Annotated in this window: 14 protein-coding genes; 8 read left to right on the forward strand and 6 right to left on the reverse strand. The window is 61.6% G+C overall.

The window, feature by feature from the left end:
* Positions 1 to 18: 18 nt before the first annotated feature.
* The 8 genes from AC07OP_RS00435 (at position 19) to AC07OP_RS00470 (ending at position 7,577) form a co-directional block, all read left to right on the forward strand.
* A complete protein-coding gene (locus AC07OP_RS00435; protein WP_027606657.1) occupies positions 19 to 450 on the forward strand; it encodes a hypothetical protein in 432 nt (143 codons plus the stop codon).
* Positions 451 to 541: 91 nt separating this feature from the next.
* Complete coding sequence (locus AC07OP_RS00440) at positions 542 to 1,207, forward strand: response regulator (protein WP_115487380.1); 666 nt, start codon at positions 542 to 544, stop codon at positions 1,205 to 1,207.
* Positions 1,183 to 2,538, forward strand: coding sequence for an ATP-binding protein (locus tag AC07OP_RS00445; RefSeq protein ID WP_115487381.1), 1,356 nt, complete (start codon positions 1,183 to 1,185; stop codon positions 2,536 to 2,538). The genes AC07OP_RS00440 and AC07OP_RS00445 overlap by 25 nt, the downstream gene beginning before the upstream one ends.
* Positions 2,535 to 2,879 carry a cysteine hydrolase family protein gene (locus AC07OP_RS00450; protein WP_495101462.1) on the forward strand — a complete coding sequence of 115 codons (345 nt, stop codon included), beginning with the start codon at positions 2,535 to 2,537 and terminating at the stop codon, positions 2,877 to 2,879. Before AC07OP_RS00445 ends, AC07OP_RS00450 begins: the two co-directional genes overlap by 4 nt.
* Positions 2,880 to 3,163: 284 nt before the next feature.
* Complete coding sequence (locus AC07OP_RS00455) at positions 3,164 to 4,015, forward strand: sugar phosphate isomerase/epimerase family protein (protein WP_115487382.1); 852 nt, start codon at positions 3,164 to 3,166, stop codon at positions 4,013 to 4,015.
* 13 nt (positions 4,016 to 4,028) lie between these two features.
* Positions 4,029 to 5,081, forward strand: a complete 1,053-nt coding sequence (locus tag AC07OP_RS00460; protein ID WP_495101463.1) for an isopenicillin N synthase family dioxygenase — start codon at positions 4,029 to 4,031, stop codon at positions 5,079 to 5,081.
* 77 nt (positions 5,082 to 5,158) lie between these two features.
* Complete coding sequence (locus AC07OP_RS00465) at positions 5,159 to 5,962, forward strand: ABC transporter substrate-binding protein (RefSeq protein WP_281114554.1); 804 nt, start codon at positions 5,159 to 5,161, stop codon at positions 5,960 to 5,962.
* Between the two features lie 106 nt (positions 5,963 to 6,068).
* Positions 6,069 to 7,577 (forward strand): amino acid ABC transporter permease/ATP-binding protein, encoded by a 1,509-nt coding sequence (locus AC07OP_RS00470; RefSeq protein WP_414887181.1) that lies wholly within the window; start codon positions 6,069 to 6,071, stop codon positions 7,575 to 7,577.
* Positions 7,578 to 7,644: 67 nt separating this feature from the next.
* Here AC07OP_RS00470 and gbdR read toward each other — a convergent pair whose 3' ends face one another.
* The 6 genes from gbdR to AC07OP_RS00500 form a co-directional block, all read right to left on the reverse strand.
* A complete protein-coding gene (gene gbdR, locus AC07OP_RS00475; protein ID WP_495101464.1) occupies positions 7,645 to 8,730 on the reverse strand; it encodes a choline metabolism transcriptional regulator GbdR in 1,086 nt (361 codons plus the stop codon).
* Complete coding sequence (gene gabP, locus AC07OP_RS00480) at positions 8,727 to 10,136, reverse strand: GABA permease (RefSeq protein ID WP_495101465.1); 1,410 nt, start codon at positions 10,134 to 10,136, stop codon at positions 8,727 to 8,729. Before gabP ends, gbdR begins: the two co-directional genes overlap by 4 nt.
* A gap of 164 nt (positions 10,137 to 10,300) precedes the next feature.
* Complete coding sequence (locus AC07OP_RS00485; protein ID WP_495101466.1) at positions 10,301 to 11,149, reverse strand: alpha/beta fold hydrolase; 849 nt, start codon at positions 11,147 to 11,149, stop codon at positions 10,301 to 10,303.
* A gap of 12 nt (positions 11,150 to 11,161) precedes the next feature.
* Positions 11,162 to 12,454 (reverse strand): NAD(P)/FAD-dependent oxidoreductase, encoded by a 1,293-nt coding sequence (locus AC07OP_RS00490; protein ID WP_495101467.1) that lies wholly within the window; start codon positions 12,452 to 12,454, stop codon positions 11,162 to 11,164.
* Between the two features lie 57 nt (positions 12,455 to 12,511).
* Entirely contained in the window at positions 12,512 to 12,934 is a 423-nt protein-coding gene (locus AC07OP_RS00495) for a RidA family protein (RefSeq protein ID WP_495101468.1), read from the reverse strand.
* A 35-nt stretch (positions 12,935 to 12,969) separates the two neighbouring features.
* On the reverse strand, positions 12,970 to 14,109 hold the full coding sequence (locus tag AC07OP_RS00500; RefSeq protein ID WP_146476295.1) for an ornithine cyclodeaminase family protein: 1,140 nt from the start codon (positions 14,107 to 14,109) through the stop codon (positions 12,970 to 12,972).
* Positions 14,110 to 14,136: the final 27 nt, after the last annotated feature.

A 14,136-nucleotide genomic window follows, 5' to 3' on the forward strand; every position in this document is an offset into this window, starting at 1 on the left:
ACCCTCAAGGACCTCATCATGCGCCCTGTTCAAAACCTTATTCGCCGCGCCGCAATCGCCGCTTCGATCCTGTTGTTGGGTATCGCTGCCGGCTGCTCGAAACCTGCCGATAAACCCCAGGCCCCCGTCACGCCAGGTTCGACCAACAGCCAGGGCAAGGCCGCCTCGAAACTGGGCGACCTGTCCGAGTTCCGCAGCATCGCCGTCGAAGTGGCCGGCCTGGTCGACAAAAACGACCTGCCTGGCGCGAAAGCCCGGATCAAAGACCTGGAGTCCACCTGGGACTCGGCCGAAGCCGGCATCAAGCCGCGCGCGGCCAGTGACTGGCATGTACTGGACAAAGCCATCGACCGTGCCCTGTCGGCACTGCGTGACAGCAGCCCGAAACAGGCTGATTGCAAGGCTGCTATGGACGACCTGCTCAAGGCATTCGACGCGATGAAAGGCTGATACCGTCCGGTGCGGACAAATACCCGCGCAGGTGCTTCAATACAGGCGCGACAGTCAGCCCTGCCGCGCCTGTTTTTTTGCGGAGAGGGACATGCGGATACTGTTGGTCGAAGACGATTCGATGATTGGCGATGCTATCCAGCGCGCACTCAGCGACGCCAGCTATGCCGCGGACTGGGTCAAGAACGGCCTCAGCGGCCTGGCCGCACTCGACACCCATCACTATGACCTGGTGCTGCTGGACCTTGGCCTGCCCGGCAAGGACGGCCTCGACGTGCTGGCGACCATCCGCGAGCGTAACAACCCGGTGCCCTTGCTGATCATTACCGCCCGAGACAGCCTGGATGATCGCCTGCGCGGCCTGGATGGCGGCGCCGACGACTTCCTGCTCAAGCCGTTCAACATGGCGGAATTGCTCGCGCGCATGCGTGCCGTGCTGCGCCGCAAGGGCGGCAATGCATTACCCGTGCTCAGTAATGGCGTGGTCTCGCTGGACTTGCTGTCCAAGCAAGCGACAACCGTCGAACTCAGCGATATAGCGCTATCCAGCCGCGAGTTCGCGCTGCTGCAAGCCCTGTTGATCCGTCCCGGTGCGATCCTCTCGCGCAGCGAACTGGAAGAGCGCCTGTATGGTTGGGGCAATGAAGTTGAAAGCAACGCCATCGAGTTCCTGATTCACGCCTTGCGGCGCAAGTTGGGCAGTCATGTGATCAAGAACGTCAGGGGCATGGGATGGATGGTGTCAAGAAACGCTTGAGTGAATCGGTACAACTGCGGCTTTCGGTGGCCCTGTCGCTGGCCATTTTGCTGGTCGCCTTGATTGCCAGCGGGTTTGCATTCGTCTCAGCCTTCGAAGAAGCCCACGAACAGCAGGACGACACCCTGCGCCAGGTGGCGATCCTGTTTGATCGCCAGCACATGACCCTGCAGTACCCGCAAGGCACCACCATCGACGGCGACGACGAAGAGTCCCGGTTGATCATTCAACACCTTGGCGACGGTATCGATCCCTCGGGTCTCACCGATGAGGTCATTCCACTGCCATTCCCGGCCAACTTGGCCGAAGGGTTGTCCACGGTCGAGGTGGCGGGCGAGGCTTTCCGTGTACTGGTCAGGACCACCGCCAACGGCGAGCGTATTGCGGTGGCCCAGGAGTCCGACGCCCGCGACAACGATGCACGAGAAAGCGCCTGGCGCAGCCTGCTGCCGTTCCTGATCCTGTTTCCCGTGCTGTTGCTGGTCGTCGGCGACCTGGTGCGCAAGCTGTTTCGCCCCATCGCCAGCCTGTCGGCGGAAATAGATCAGCGCGCCGAACAGGAACTGCACCCGATACATGAACAGCATCTGCCCACCGAAATCCGCCCGTTTGTGGTGGCCATCAATCGCTTGCTGGCACGGGTTGCCCGGTCCATGGACAACCAACGCCGTTTCGTTGCCGACGCGGCCCATGAATTGCGCTCGCCCATGACCGCCCTGTCCCTGCAGGCCGAACGACTGGCCGCCACGCACATGTCATCCCAGACCCGCGAGCGCTTGCTGCCTCTTTCACGGGGTATCGAGCGCGGACGCCAATTGATCGACCAACTGCTGAGCCTGGCCGCGGCGCAATCGGAGGCAGCCCGGGATCAAAGCGTGGTGTCAGTGCATGAAATCTACCGACAGGTCCTGGAAGACCTGTTGCCATTGGCTGAATGCAAACAGCTCGATATTGGCGTCGAAAGCACCCAGGATGTGCACCTCACCTTCAACCGGATGGACCTGTTTACCCTGGTCAAGAACCTGGTGGATAACGCGATCCGCTATACCCCAGCGGGCGGCCGCGTCGATCTGTCGGTGGCGTCGGCGCCCGGTGCGGTCAAGCTGCTGATCCAGGACTCAGGCCCTGGAATCCCCCTCGAGGAACAGGCACGGGTATTCGATCCGTTCTATCGCGGCCTGGGCACCGATGAGGCGGGCTCGGGGCTCGGTTTGTCCATCGTCAAGGCGATCACCGAGCGCACCGGGGCACGCGTCCAATTGTCGTTTACCGATACCGCGCAACAACGCGGACTGAGTGTCACGGTCTGGCTCGATTCAACCCGTACATGAACGGTTGGGGCGTCGACATCAGCGAGGCGATTACCCGGGAAGCCGGCGACATCCTCGTGGAGGGCAAGCGCGGGCTGGACGGTTTTGCTACCACAGGCCTGGACCTGGTGCTGCGCAACAACGGCATCCAGACCCTGGTGGTGGCGGGCTTCCTGACCAATTGCTGTGTCGAAGGCACGGTTCGATCGGGTTATGAGAAGGGCTATAACGTGGTGACCCTGATCGATTGCACCGCGACCTTCACCGACAAACAACAACAGGCCGCAGAACGCTTCACGCTGCCGATGTTTTCCAGGACGTTGCAACACACAGAGTTTCTCGACGGGCTGAACGCCCAGTAGCCATAAAGCAGGAGGCGGCTTTACCGTCGCCTTCAGATTCGGAGTCACCCGCGCGTTACCCGTCGCCCCTCAATAGTTTAGAAATCTCTGAACTATCTATTTGCACTTCCCTATTCTTTCCGCCAAGCGCCTCTCCCTACTATTGGCGGCAACAAAGGAGCCTTTCCACAGAGATGCGGCCCGAAGATTGCCTTTTCTGATTGTCACTGCCGTTTTTTGTGCGTTTCGGTCCGCGCCGAAACGCCGCTGTGTCAATCATGCGAAGGCACCTTTGGAGCAGATCGATGAAGTTGGAAGTATTCCGAACGTTATGGGGCTACACCGCGAGCAAGGCACAAGCGCTCGAAGAGTTGCTTGACGCCGGGTTCGATGGCATGGAAGCCCGCCTGCCCATGACCGCCAGCGAACGCGCCGAGTTCGCAGCCTTTCTACGCGCCAACCATGTCAGCTATATCAGTACCGTCTTCAGCGCCTACGATGTTCTGCCGGAACAATCGGCGAACGTCGACGAACACCTGCTGGACCTCGATAAAAAACTCGCTTGGGCGGCTGAGTTGTCGCCGCGCTTCATCAACCTGCTGGCTGGCAACGACCGCTGGCCACTGGCACAGCAAGTCGACTTCTTTGGCCGCGCAATGGACGTCGCGCGCAAGCACGGCCAGGTGTGCGCCTTTGAAACCCATCGTGCGCGCTCGTTGTTCAACCCCTGGGTCACCCTCGAGCTGATTCGCCAACTGCCGGACCTGCGCTTCACCAGCGACATCAGTCATTGGGTCGTCACCTGCGAGCGCCTGCTCAACGATCCGGAAGATGACCTCAGCGCTTTCGTCGAGCGCGTTCACCACATTCAAGCCCGGGTCGGTTATGACCAGGGGCCCCAGGTTCCCCACCCCGCCGCTCCCGAGTACACCCAAGCGCTGGCCTTCCATCAGCAGCATTGGGAGGCCATCTGGCGATCCCAGGAAAGTCGCGGCTATCAGGTCAGCACGCTGACACCGGAGTTTGGTGCCGACGGCTACCTGCATCACCTGCCCTTCACCAATGTGCCGGTGGCCGACCTGTGGTCGCTGAACGTATGGATGGCAACTACCGAGCGCGAGCATTTCCGGCGTTTCAGCGGTGCCTCAACCCGATAAGGAGCGTTACTTCATGCCTGACCAAACGCCAAAGGCCGCCAACTTCAATCGCATTCCGCTGGTGGACATCGCCGGGCTGTACAGCGACGACATCACACAGCGCCAGGCAGTGGCCGAAGAACTCGGTAACGCCGCCCGCGCAGTGGGTTTTCTGTACATCAAGAACCACGGCATCGAGTCGTCGCTGATCGACGGCTTGCGCCACGCGGCGAAGGACCTGTTTGCGCAATCCCTTGCGTACAAGATGCAGCATTACATCGGCACCTCCCGCAGCCACAAGGGGTTTGTGCCTGAAGGCGAAGAGGTCTATGCCAAAGGCAAGCCGGACCACAAGGAGGCGTTCGATATCGGTTTTGAAGTGGGTGAAGACGATCCGCTGGTCAGGGCCGGGACCCCCTTGATCGGGGCCAATGAATGGCCGGACCTGCCGGGATTCCGTCCCGCCGTCGAAGCGTACTACGCTGCGGTGTTTGCGCTGGGGCGTCGCCTGTTCAAGGGCTTCGCGCTCGCATTGGGCCTTGAAGAGGACTATTTCGAGACACTGGTTACCCGCCCACCGTCGAAACTGCGCCTGATTCACTACCCCTTTGACCTGGCCGCCCAAGACGCACCCGGCATTGGTGCGCATACCGACTACGAGTGCTTCACCATTTTGCTTGCCGACAAGCCAGGCCTCGAGGTGATGAACGATCAAGGGCAATGGATTGATGCGCCGCCCGTGGACGGTGCCTTTGTGGTCAACATCGGCGACATGCTGGAGGTCATGACTGCGGGTGCGTTCGTCGCTACGGCTCACCGAGTGCGAACCGTCAGCGAAGAGCGCTACGCCTTCCCACTCTTCTACGCGTGCGACTTCCATACGCAGATCAAGCCACTGCCGCAGTTTCTTGAAGGCGCTAAGGATTACGAGGAAATCACCATCGGTGAGCACATGTTCGGCCAAGCTTTGCAGACCTATCAGTACCTGCGCCGCAAAGTCGAACGGGGCGAACTCAAGCTGTACGAGAAAGCACGCAAGCCATCGAGCTTCGGTCACTTGAAGAGCCAGGCGCAGGACGCGTCCTGATGCAACCCTCAGCCTGGTCACACCGCCCTGTTTAACCACCCGCCCAGCCCTACTTTACCGACGTGGAGTCATCGATGATGCGCAATCCAATCAATCATGCTGTCCGCTTGACCCTGCTGGCCGTCGCACTCCTTGGTGCGACCGGCGCCCATGCAGCAACGACGGTGACACCCGGCGTACTCAAGGTCGGCATGGAAATCACCTATCCGCCCTTCGAGTCATACGACGAACATAAAAACGTCGTCGGTTCCGACCCCGAGCTGGCGCACCTGCTCGCCAAGCACCTGGACCTCAAGGCCGACTTCGTCGACACCAAGTTTTCCAACCTGATCCTCAGCCTGAACGCCGGCCACTACGACGCGATCATCTCCGGCATGTACATCACGCCCCAGCGGCAGACGCAAGCGCAAACCATCCCCTACGCCAAGACCGGCGCAGCGATCATGGTGCTGAAGGACAGCCCGCTGAAACCGAAAGTACCGGAAGACCTCTGCGGCCTGAAAGTCGGCCTGGAAAAAGGCACAACCTGGGTGGCGCAGTTCAACACGCTCTCGACCGACTACTGCACCCCGAATAACAAGGGCGCGATTATGGTCAGCGAGTTCCCGTCCGCACCGGAGGTAACCCAGGCGCTGCTCTCCGGCAATGTGCAGGCTCAGGTGGAGATCGACGGCGCCGCCGGCATGATCGCAGAACGCACCAAGGGCCGCGTCGTGGTGAGCACCGAGCACTCGATCTATCAGCAGACGCTGGGTATTTACGTCAAGAAAGGCAACGACGCGCTCTATCAGGCACTGCTCAAGGCCTTTGAGGCGAGCAAGGCCTCCGGTGAATACACCGCCCTGTTGAAGAAATACAACCTCGAAGAACCGACTAACTGACCCGGTGCAGCCCTGTGGGAGCGCAGCCGCTCCCACAGTCGGCGGCTTTCGCTTGACTGCCCGGCCCAGGTGAAGCCTGTGTCGACGCCAGCAGTTGGAGAGACACATGCAATTTGAATGGCCTTACTTTTTTTCTCTGTTTTCGCTCTCGGACTTCTGGAAAGCCTGCATTACGGTGGTGGAGCTCAGCACGCTGGCCTGGTTCATCGGCATGCTGCTGGGCTTCCTGCTGGCTTCGGCCAAGCTTTCGGCCGCGCGTTGGATCAGCGTGCCGGCGTCGATTTATATCTGGTTCTTTCGCAGCGTGCCGCTGCTGGTACTGGTGGTGTTCGTCTATAACCTGCCGCAGATGTTCCCGGTCACCCGTGGCGTCCTGTCCAACCCGTTCTATTCCGGCCTGTTGGCCCTGGTGGTCACCGAAGCGGCCTATATGGCGGAAATCCACCGTGGTGGCTTGATATCCGTGGCCAAAGGTCAAAAAGAGGCCGGCCGCGCGCTGGGCATCGGCCTGATCGGTTTGCAGCGCCTGATCGTGATCCCCCAGGCGTTCCGCATTTCCCTGCCGACGCTGATCAACGAATACATCACCGTGGTGAAACTGACCTCACTGGTCTCGGTGATTTCCTTGACCGAACTGTTGACCGTGGGCCAGCGCCTTTACGCGCAAAACTTCCTGGTGATGGAAACCCTGTCGGCTGTGGCGGTGTATTACGTGCTGATCGTGACCGTGCTCGGCTGGCTGTTTCATTGGCTGGAGCACCACCTGGAACTCAACAACCGCACACCCCGGACGCTGGATGACACCAGCATGGGGCGCCTACGCGCATCACAACCCGCCCCTCCTTCGGCAAGCGCTCGGAAAGCCTCCGGGCCTGGCTCGGCACCCGCCCTGCAACTGGTCGACATTCACAAGCGCTACGGCCAGCACGCTGTGCTCAAGGGCATCAACCTTGATGTAAATGTGGGTCAGGTGATTTCCATCATCGGCCCATCGGGCTCGGGGAAAACCTCGCTGATTCGCACCGTCAACGCCCTGGAAAGCATCGACCAGGGCGAGATCATTCTGTTCGGCGAAAGCTATATCCACGCCGGTGACAACACCAACACGCAACAAGTACGCCGTGGGGTACAGCACATTGGCATGGTGTTCCAGGGCTTCAACCTGTTTCCCCATCGCACCATTCTCGACAACGTCACCCTCGCGCCGCGCTATCACGGCCGCGACAGGCTCATCAGCGAGCAGCGCGCCTACGCCCTGCTGGACAAGGTCGGACTGCTGGCTCACGCGCACAAGTATCCGCATCAGTTGTCTGGGGGGCAGCAACAACGCGTGGCAATCGCCCGCGCACTGGCCATGGATCCACATATCATGCTGTTTGATGAGCCGACGTCAGCCCTCGACCCGGAACTGGTGGGCGACGTGCTCAAGGTCATCGGCGACCTGGCCAAAGAAGGCATGACCATGCTGATCGTGACCCACGAGATGGACTTCGCCCTGTCCATTTCCGACCGGGTGATCTTCATGGAAGACGGCCTGGTTGCACTGGATGCGGCGCCTGGGATGATTCGTGCCGATCAGTGCGGCGAGAGAATCAAGGCGTTCATGCGGGTTTGAACCCGGCGTGAGTGGGGCCTGAAATTCGAAACGCAAGCATCGCTGATCAGCGCCACTCAACGTACTCTCAGCGCCTGGCCTTGAGCCGGACACTGGCAAAGGTCGACTCCCCTCGCGCCTGCTCCAGGGCACTCATTGGCATCGGCATCGGCACCGGTACGGCGCGAATCATCGGCTTCAACATGACGGCTCGCTCGCCCGCCGTCACCAGGCGCTCGTCACTGGGCGGCACGCCAAAGTACTCGCGGTAGCATTTGGAGAAGTGCGGCGTGGACACAAACCCGCAGAGCAAGGCAAGCTCCACGATCGAAATGGGGGTTTGCTTGAGCAACTGGCGCGCACGGATCAGCCGCAACCGCAGGTAGTAGCGCGAGGGCGAACAGTGCAGGTACTTCTGGAACATGCGCTCAAGCTGCCGGCGTGACAGGGCCACGTACTCGGCCAATTCATCCAGGTCGATCGGTTCTTCCAGGTTGGCCTCCATCAGCGCGACGATTTCCTGCAGCTTCGGTTGCTGGGTGCCGAGCATATGCTTGAGCGGCACGCGCTGATGATCCTGCTCGTTGCGCATGCGCTCGTACACGAACATGTCCGAAATCGCCGCCGACAACTCATGCCCATGCTCACGCCCGATCAGGTGCAGCATCATGTCCATGGGCGCGGTGCCGCCCGAGCTGGTCAGGCGATCGCGGTCGAGGGTGAACACGCTGGCACTGAGGCTCACCCGTGGAAAGGCTTCCTGCATGGCCGCCAGCCACTCCCAATGCACGCTGCATTCAAACCCGTCGAGCAGCCCCGCCCGGGCCAATACCCAGCTGCCGGTACAAATACCACCCAGGCGCTTCGAATAACGCGCCTGGGTCCGCAGCCACTTCATCAGCTCATCGCTCAGGGTGTGTTGAATACCCGTGCCGCCGCACACCACAACGATATCCGCAGAGGGCGCAGCGGCTATGGAACAGTCCGGCGTGATGGGCATGCCGTCGCTGGCCCACACAGGATGACCGTCGACACTGGCGGTGTGCCAACGATACAACTCCTGGCCGGACAGTTGGTTGGCCATGCGCAGCGGCTCTACCGCCGACGCCAACGAGATCAGGGTGAACTGATCCAGCAGCACGAATACCAAACAGGTGACCGGCCGGGGGTTCATGGGCGCGAAGCCAGGGGGATCGGTTTTTGGGTGCCTTCAGGCTGTCGCGCCGTGATCACGCCGACCAGGGAAATCAGCAACGCCAGGCCGATGGTCGACGACACCTCGAAGCGGTGCTCAGGCGTCAGCAGCATCACCGCCAATGCGCAACAGATGAAGACGATGACCACCCAGGTCAGCCAGGGAAACAGCCACATCTTGAACGTCAGGGTGACATTGCGGCGCTGCAGGACCTTGCGCATGCGCAGTTGCGACACGGCGATCACCAGGTACACCAGCAAGGCGATGGCGCCCGAGCTGGCCAGCAGAAACTGGAACAATCCAGCGGGCATGAAGTAACTGAGCAAGGTCACGCCAGCCCCAAGGATCGTGCTGGCGATCACGGCGGCCCTCGGCACACTCGCGGCGGAGGTCTTTTTCATCAACGTGGGCGCATCCCCACGTTTGCCCAGGGAATACAGCATGCGTGAAGCAATGTAGATGGACGAGTTCATGCAGCTCGCCACGGCAATCAACACCACCACGTCCACCAGTAACTTGGCATGGGGAATGTTCATCAGCTCCAGGGCGCGCTGATAAGAGCCTACCGACGCCAACAGCGGGTCATTCCACGGCACCACGGAAATCACCACGAAGATCGACAACACGTAGAACACACCGATGCGCCACATCACCGAGCGCGTGGCCCGGGCGATATTCTGCGCCGGGTTATTGGACTCGGCAGCCGCGATGGTGACGGCTTCCGTGCCGATAAAGCTGAACATGATGGTAATGAATGCCCCGACCACCGCCGACAGGCCGTTAGGCGCGAAACCGCCGTGTTCTTCCATCAGGCGACTCAAGCCGCTGGCCTCCCGCTCGGGAATCCAGCCCATCAGCACCGCGCCGCCAAGGCCGATGAAGCCGATGATCGCCACCACCTTGGCCATGGCAAACCAGAACTCGAATTCGCCGTACTTGGAGACGCTGAACAAATTGGTGACCACCAACAAAAAGATCGACAACAAGGCGAACAGCCAAGCGTCGATCTGCGGGAACCACTGGTTGAGGATATGCCCGGCGGCCAGGGCTTCGATGGGAATCACCAGCACCCAGAACCACCAGTACAGCCAGCCGATCGTAAACCCGGCCCAGCGGCCGATGGCCTGGTCGGCGTAGGTCGAGAATGAGCCGGTGTCGGGGTTGGCCACCGCCATCTCCCCCAGCATGCGCATGACCAGCACCACCAACAGGCCGGAAAACAGATACGCCAGCATCACCGCCGGCCCCGCCGCCGCAATGGCGTGCCCGGAGCCGACAAACAACCCCGCGCCGATAATGCCTGCAATGGAGAGCATGGTGACATGACGCGGCTTGAAGCCCTGCGCCAACTGGCCGTTGGAATCCTTGGAAATCAGGCTATTCATCGTTGTTTTTTATTCTCTGTGATCGACGTTAAGACGTACTGACTGGAAGGTCAGGCGATCATCATTTCTTAATGACGGGTCACAGTACGCGGCCTGCGCGCCGCAAAAATAGCCTCATAGCGGCACGCCGGTGCCTGATATCGACATTGGCGGGCAGCCGCCGCTCATTGCCTCGACGGGTCAAGGTTCGCCAGAAAGCCTGCAATCAGCGCGTTGAACACCGCGCCCTGATCGTCGTGCACATAGTGGCTCGCGTCGGCGACCTCCACCGTCCGCACATGGGGGTTGCTGGCCCTCATCGCCTGCAGCGTCGCCGGCGGCAGGAAGTCCGAGCGACCACCGCGAATGAACAGGCTGGGGCAATCCAGCGCGCGCACCGCTGGCCACAGGTCCGTCGGCTCGATACTCAGGCGGGCCTGGGCAATCCCCTGCTGATCATGGCGCCAGCCAATCACACCGTCGCGCTCCTGCATCGAATGTGCCAGCCTCGACGCCAGGCCCTGCTCCGACAACCCTGGGCGCGAAGCCTTCCAGAACGCGCGGGCCGCGTCCCAATTATCGAACTGCAACGGCGTCTGGCCCATCTCGCGACGGATACGTGCGGCGCCATCGCCCTGGGTTGAAGAGCCGGGGCCGATGTCCTCGATCAGCAACCCCAGCAAGCGTCCCGGATGTTGCCGCGCATACTCGAGGGCGTTGGCGCCGCCCAATGAATGCCCGAGCAGGACAAAGCGTTGCAGGCCGACATGGGCGATCAGATCCTCAAGGTCCTCGACATAGGATTGGGTGTGATACGTGGAGGGCTCGGCCCAGTCGCTCAACCCACGACCACGCTGGTCGAGGGCATAGATGCAGTAGCCCTCCCCCAGGGATTGCACCAGCGACTCCCAGGTCTGGGCATAGGCGCGCAGGCCGTGCAACAGCACCAGGGGCACGCCACTCGATGCGCCCCAGCGCAAATAATGCAGGCGCAGGCCCGAACGGTTGGTGAAGAAACAGCTGTCTGCAGGCATGGGCTTGCTCCTTTAGAAACGGTCGAAGCGATAAGGGCTTGGGTCAATGATCGGCGCATGCCCACTGACCAGGTCCGCGGCGAGATGACCCGCCGCCGGCGATGTACCGAAGCCGTGCCCCGAGAAACCGGTGGCCACGGTCAGCCCCGGAATCTGCGCGACCGGGCCGATGACCGGGTTGGAATCGGGTGTCACGTCGATAGTGCCGGCCCAGGCCTGGGCGATCCGTGCCTGTTCAAACACCGGCCAGGCCGCCATCAGGTTGTTCATCGCGTCGCTATTGAGGCGCGGGTTGGCCGCCGGATCCTGCACCCTGACGCGCTCGAACGGGCTGACGCTGTCGGCGCGCCAACGCCGCGCCAGGGCCAGGTCATTGATGAACGGCTTGCCCAGCGACACGTTCAGCACACTGCGTTGCGCACGGAACTGCGGCATGTATTGCTTGGCGAGCAGCAGATGGTCGAGGGTCAGGAACGCATCCAACTTACCCCGTTGGGTAATGATGAAACCGCCGTCCTTGTGCTTGCGAAACGAAAAGTCCGGCGCGCCGACCGCGATCTGCGTCGGCCCCTCCATGGGGTGGGTACGCAGTACCGAGCAGGTCAGGGGCAGGGTCGGCAACGCCACACCGAGGTTGCCCAAAAAGCGCCTCGACCACATGCCCCCCGCCAGCAGCACATGATCACAACGGATTTCGCCCTTTTCCGTGACCACACCGCTGACCGCGCCGCCGGACATCTGCAGCGTACGCACCGCGCACTGCTCGATGATCACCACGCCCTTGTCCATGGCGGCCCTGGCAATCGCGCTGCTGGCCAGCGTCGGTTCGGCACGCGCATCGGAAGGGGTAAAGATGCCGCCGGCCCAGTCACCCGTGCCGCCTGGCACCAGCGCGTCGATCTCACGCTTGCTGAGCAGGCGTGAATCCAGCGACAAATGCTCCACCGACTTGAGCCAGCCCTCGTGCATTGCCATTTGCGCCGGGGTGCGCCCGACAAACATGATGCCTTCCTGGCGATACCCCACATCCGCCCCTACCCGCTCGGGCATCTGCGCCCACAAGCGGTCGGCGGCCAGGGCCAGCGGGATGTCGGCCGCGTGGCGGCTGGTCTTGCGCACCCAGCCCAGGTTGCGGGATGACTGTTCGGCGGCGATCCGGCCTTTTTCCAGGACCACCACGGCGATATTGCGCTCAGCCAAGGTCAGCGCAGCCGTGAGGCCGATGATCCCGCCGCCAATGATGACGACGGCGGTCGCGCTGGGAAACACGGTGGAGGTTGTCACGGGCGCTATTGTCGGTGCCATGGTCAGGACTCGGTAAACGAATAAGGGCGGCCAGGCCTGTGCATGGCCGCGTGACGATTATTGCGACAGGCGAATGATGTCGACCTGCGCCTTCGAGGCGTTGCGATACGCCGTCACTTCCAGCTCCACTTTGTAGACCGTCGAGCCCAGTGGCGGGCAGGTCACGGTGCTGGCCGGGTCGACGCCGCGAAACTTCTCGCCGATCAGGCCCATCACGGCCGGCACGTCCTTGGGGTCCTGGATGAACACCCGCGAACACACCACGTCGGCCAGGCTCGAATCGACAGCCTTGAGGGCCGATTCGATGTTGGCGAACACCTGGTGCGCCTGTTCCAGGACATCCTCCGGGATCAGCTTGGTCTGGGGGTTGCGGCCGGCGGTGTTGGACACGTAGATCCAGTTGTCCACGCACACCAGGCGCGAATAGCTGGCCTGGTCTTCGAACGGTGAACCGGTCTTGAGCTTGGTGATTTTTGTCATGTCGAATGCCTCGTCAAAGTGAATGAAGCTACGGCTCAGCGCAGCTCCGGGGTTTCCCACAGGTTCAAGGTCACGCCGATGCCGTGCTTGACGGCGTTGCGGTACACCACCGTGCCCCAGGCCACGTCTTCGACGGGCATGCCGCCCACCGACATGATGATGATTTCCTCATCGTTCCTGCGGCCAGGCGCGGCCCCGGCGATGATCTTGCCGATGTCTTCGACGTCATCGAGCTGCATCTTGCCTTCGGCAATCATGTCCATGAAGCGCACGCCAATGACCGGCACGTTGTGATGCGCAGGCTTGGGCAATTCCTCGAACCAGGCCTGGTACAGACCGGTGTTGTCGAGCACCTTGCGTACGTCGGGCTGCTCCATTCCCGCGTCGAGGGAGCAAGACGCCGGCATCGCGAGGAAGGCACCTGGCTTGACCCACTCACGCCGCACAATTGGGTAGATCGAGGGGTCGCCCGTGGCACCGGAGCTACAATAAGTAACAAGGTCCGAGTCGCGGACCACCGCTTCGAGGGTGTCGACCACCTCTATCGTGGTGATCTGCGGATACGTCTGTTCCACCCACGCAATAAAGTTGTCGAGGCTCTGCTGGCCACGGCCCTTGATCTTCAGGGTGTCGATATGCGGGCACACCGCGATGAAGGCCGCCAGGGTGGTCTTGCCCATCACGCCCGGGCCAAGCAGGCCGACGACTTTCGAGTCCTTGCGCGCCAGGTGGCGTGCGCCCACGCCGGGGATCGCACCGGTGCGGTACGCCGACAGCAGGTTGGCCGACATATGGGCCAACGGCGCGCCGGTGTCGGGGTCGTTCAGGGTGAACATCAGGATCGAACGCGGCAGGCCTTTTTCGCGGTTGGCGATATTGGAGCCGTACCATTTCACCCCGGCGGTGCAGAAGCTGCCGCCCAGGTAGGCCGGCATGGCCATCATGCGCCGATCCGCCGTGGGCTTGGGCATGTTCGGGAACGGCGAATCCTGCGGGAAAATCACCATCGCGCCATGGGAATCATTGTTCGGGCCGGCCATGCGGTAGTCACCGGCATACAGCAGGCCGAACATTTCCTCCATGGTGTTCACGCAGGCCAGCATGTCGGTCACACCCGCGCGGATCATGTCCTGCTCGGAGAGGTAGATAAAATCGATTTTTGTAGTTGCAGACATAGTTATTCTCGCGCTGAAGGTGATATC

The sequence above is a fragment of the Pseudomonas sp. GW821-FHT09D08 genome (genome assembly GCF_059416305.1).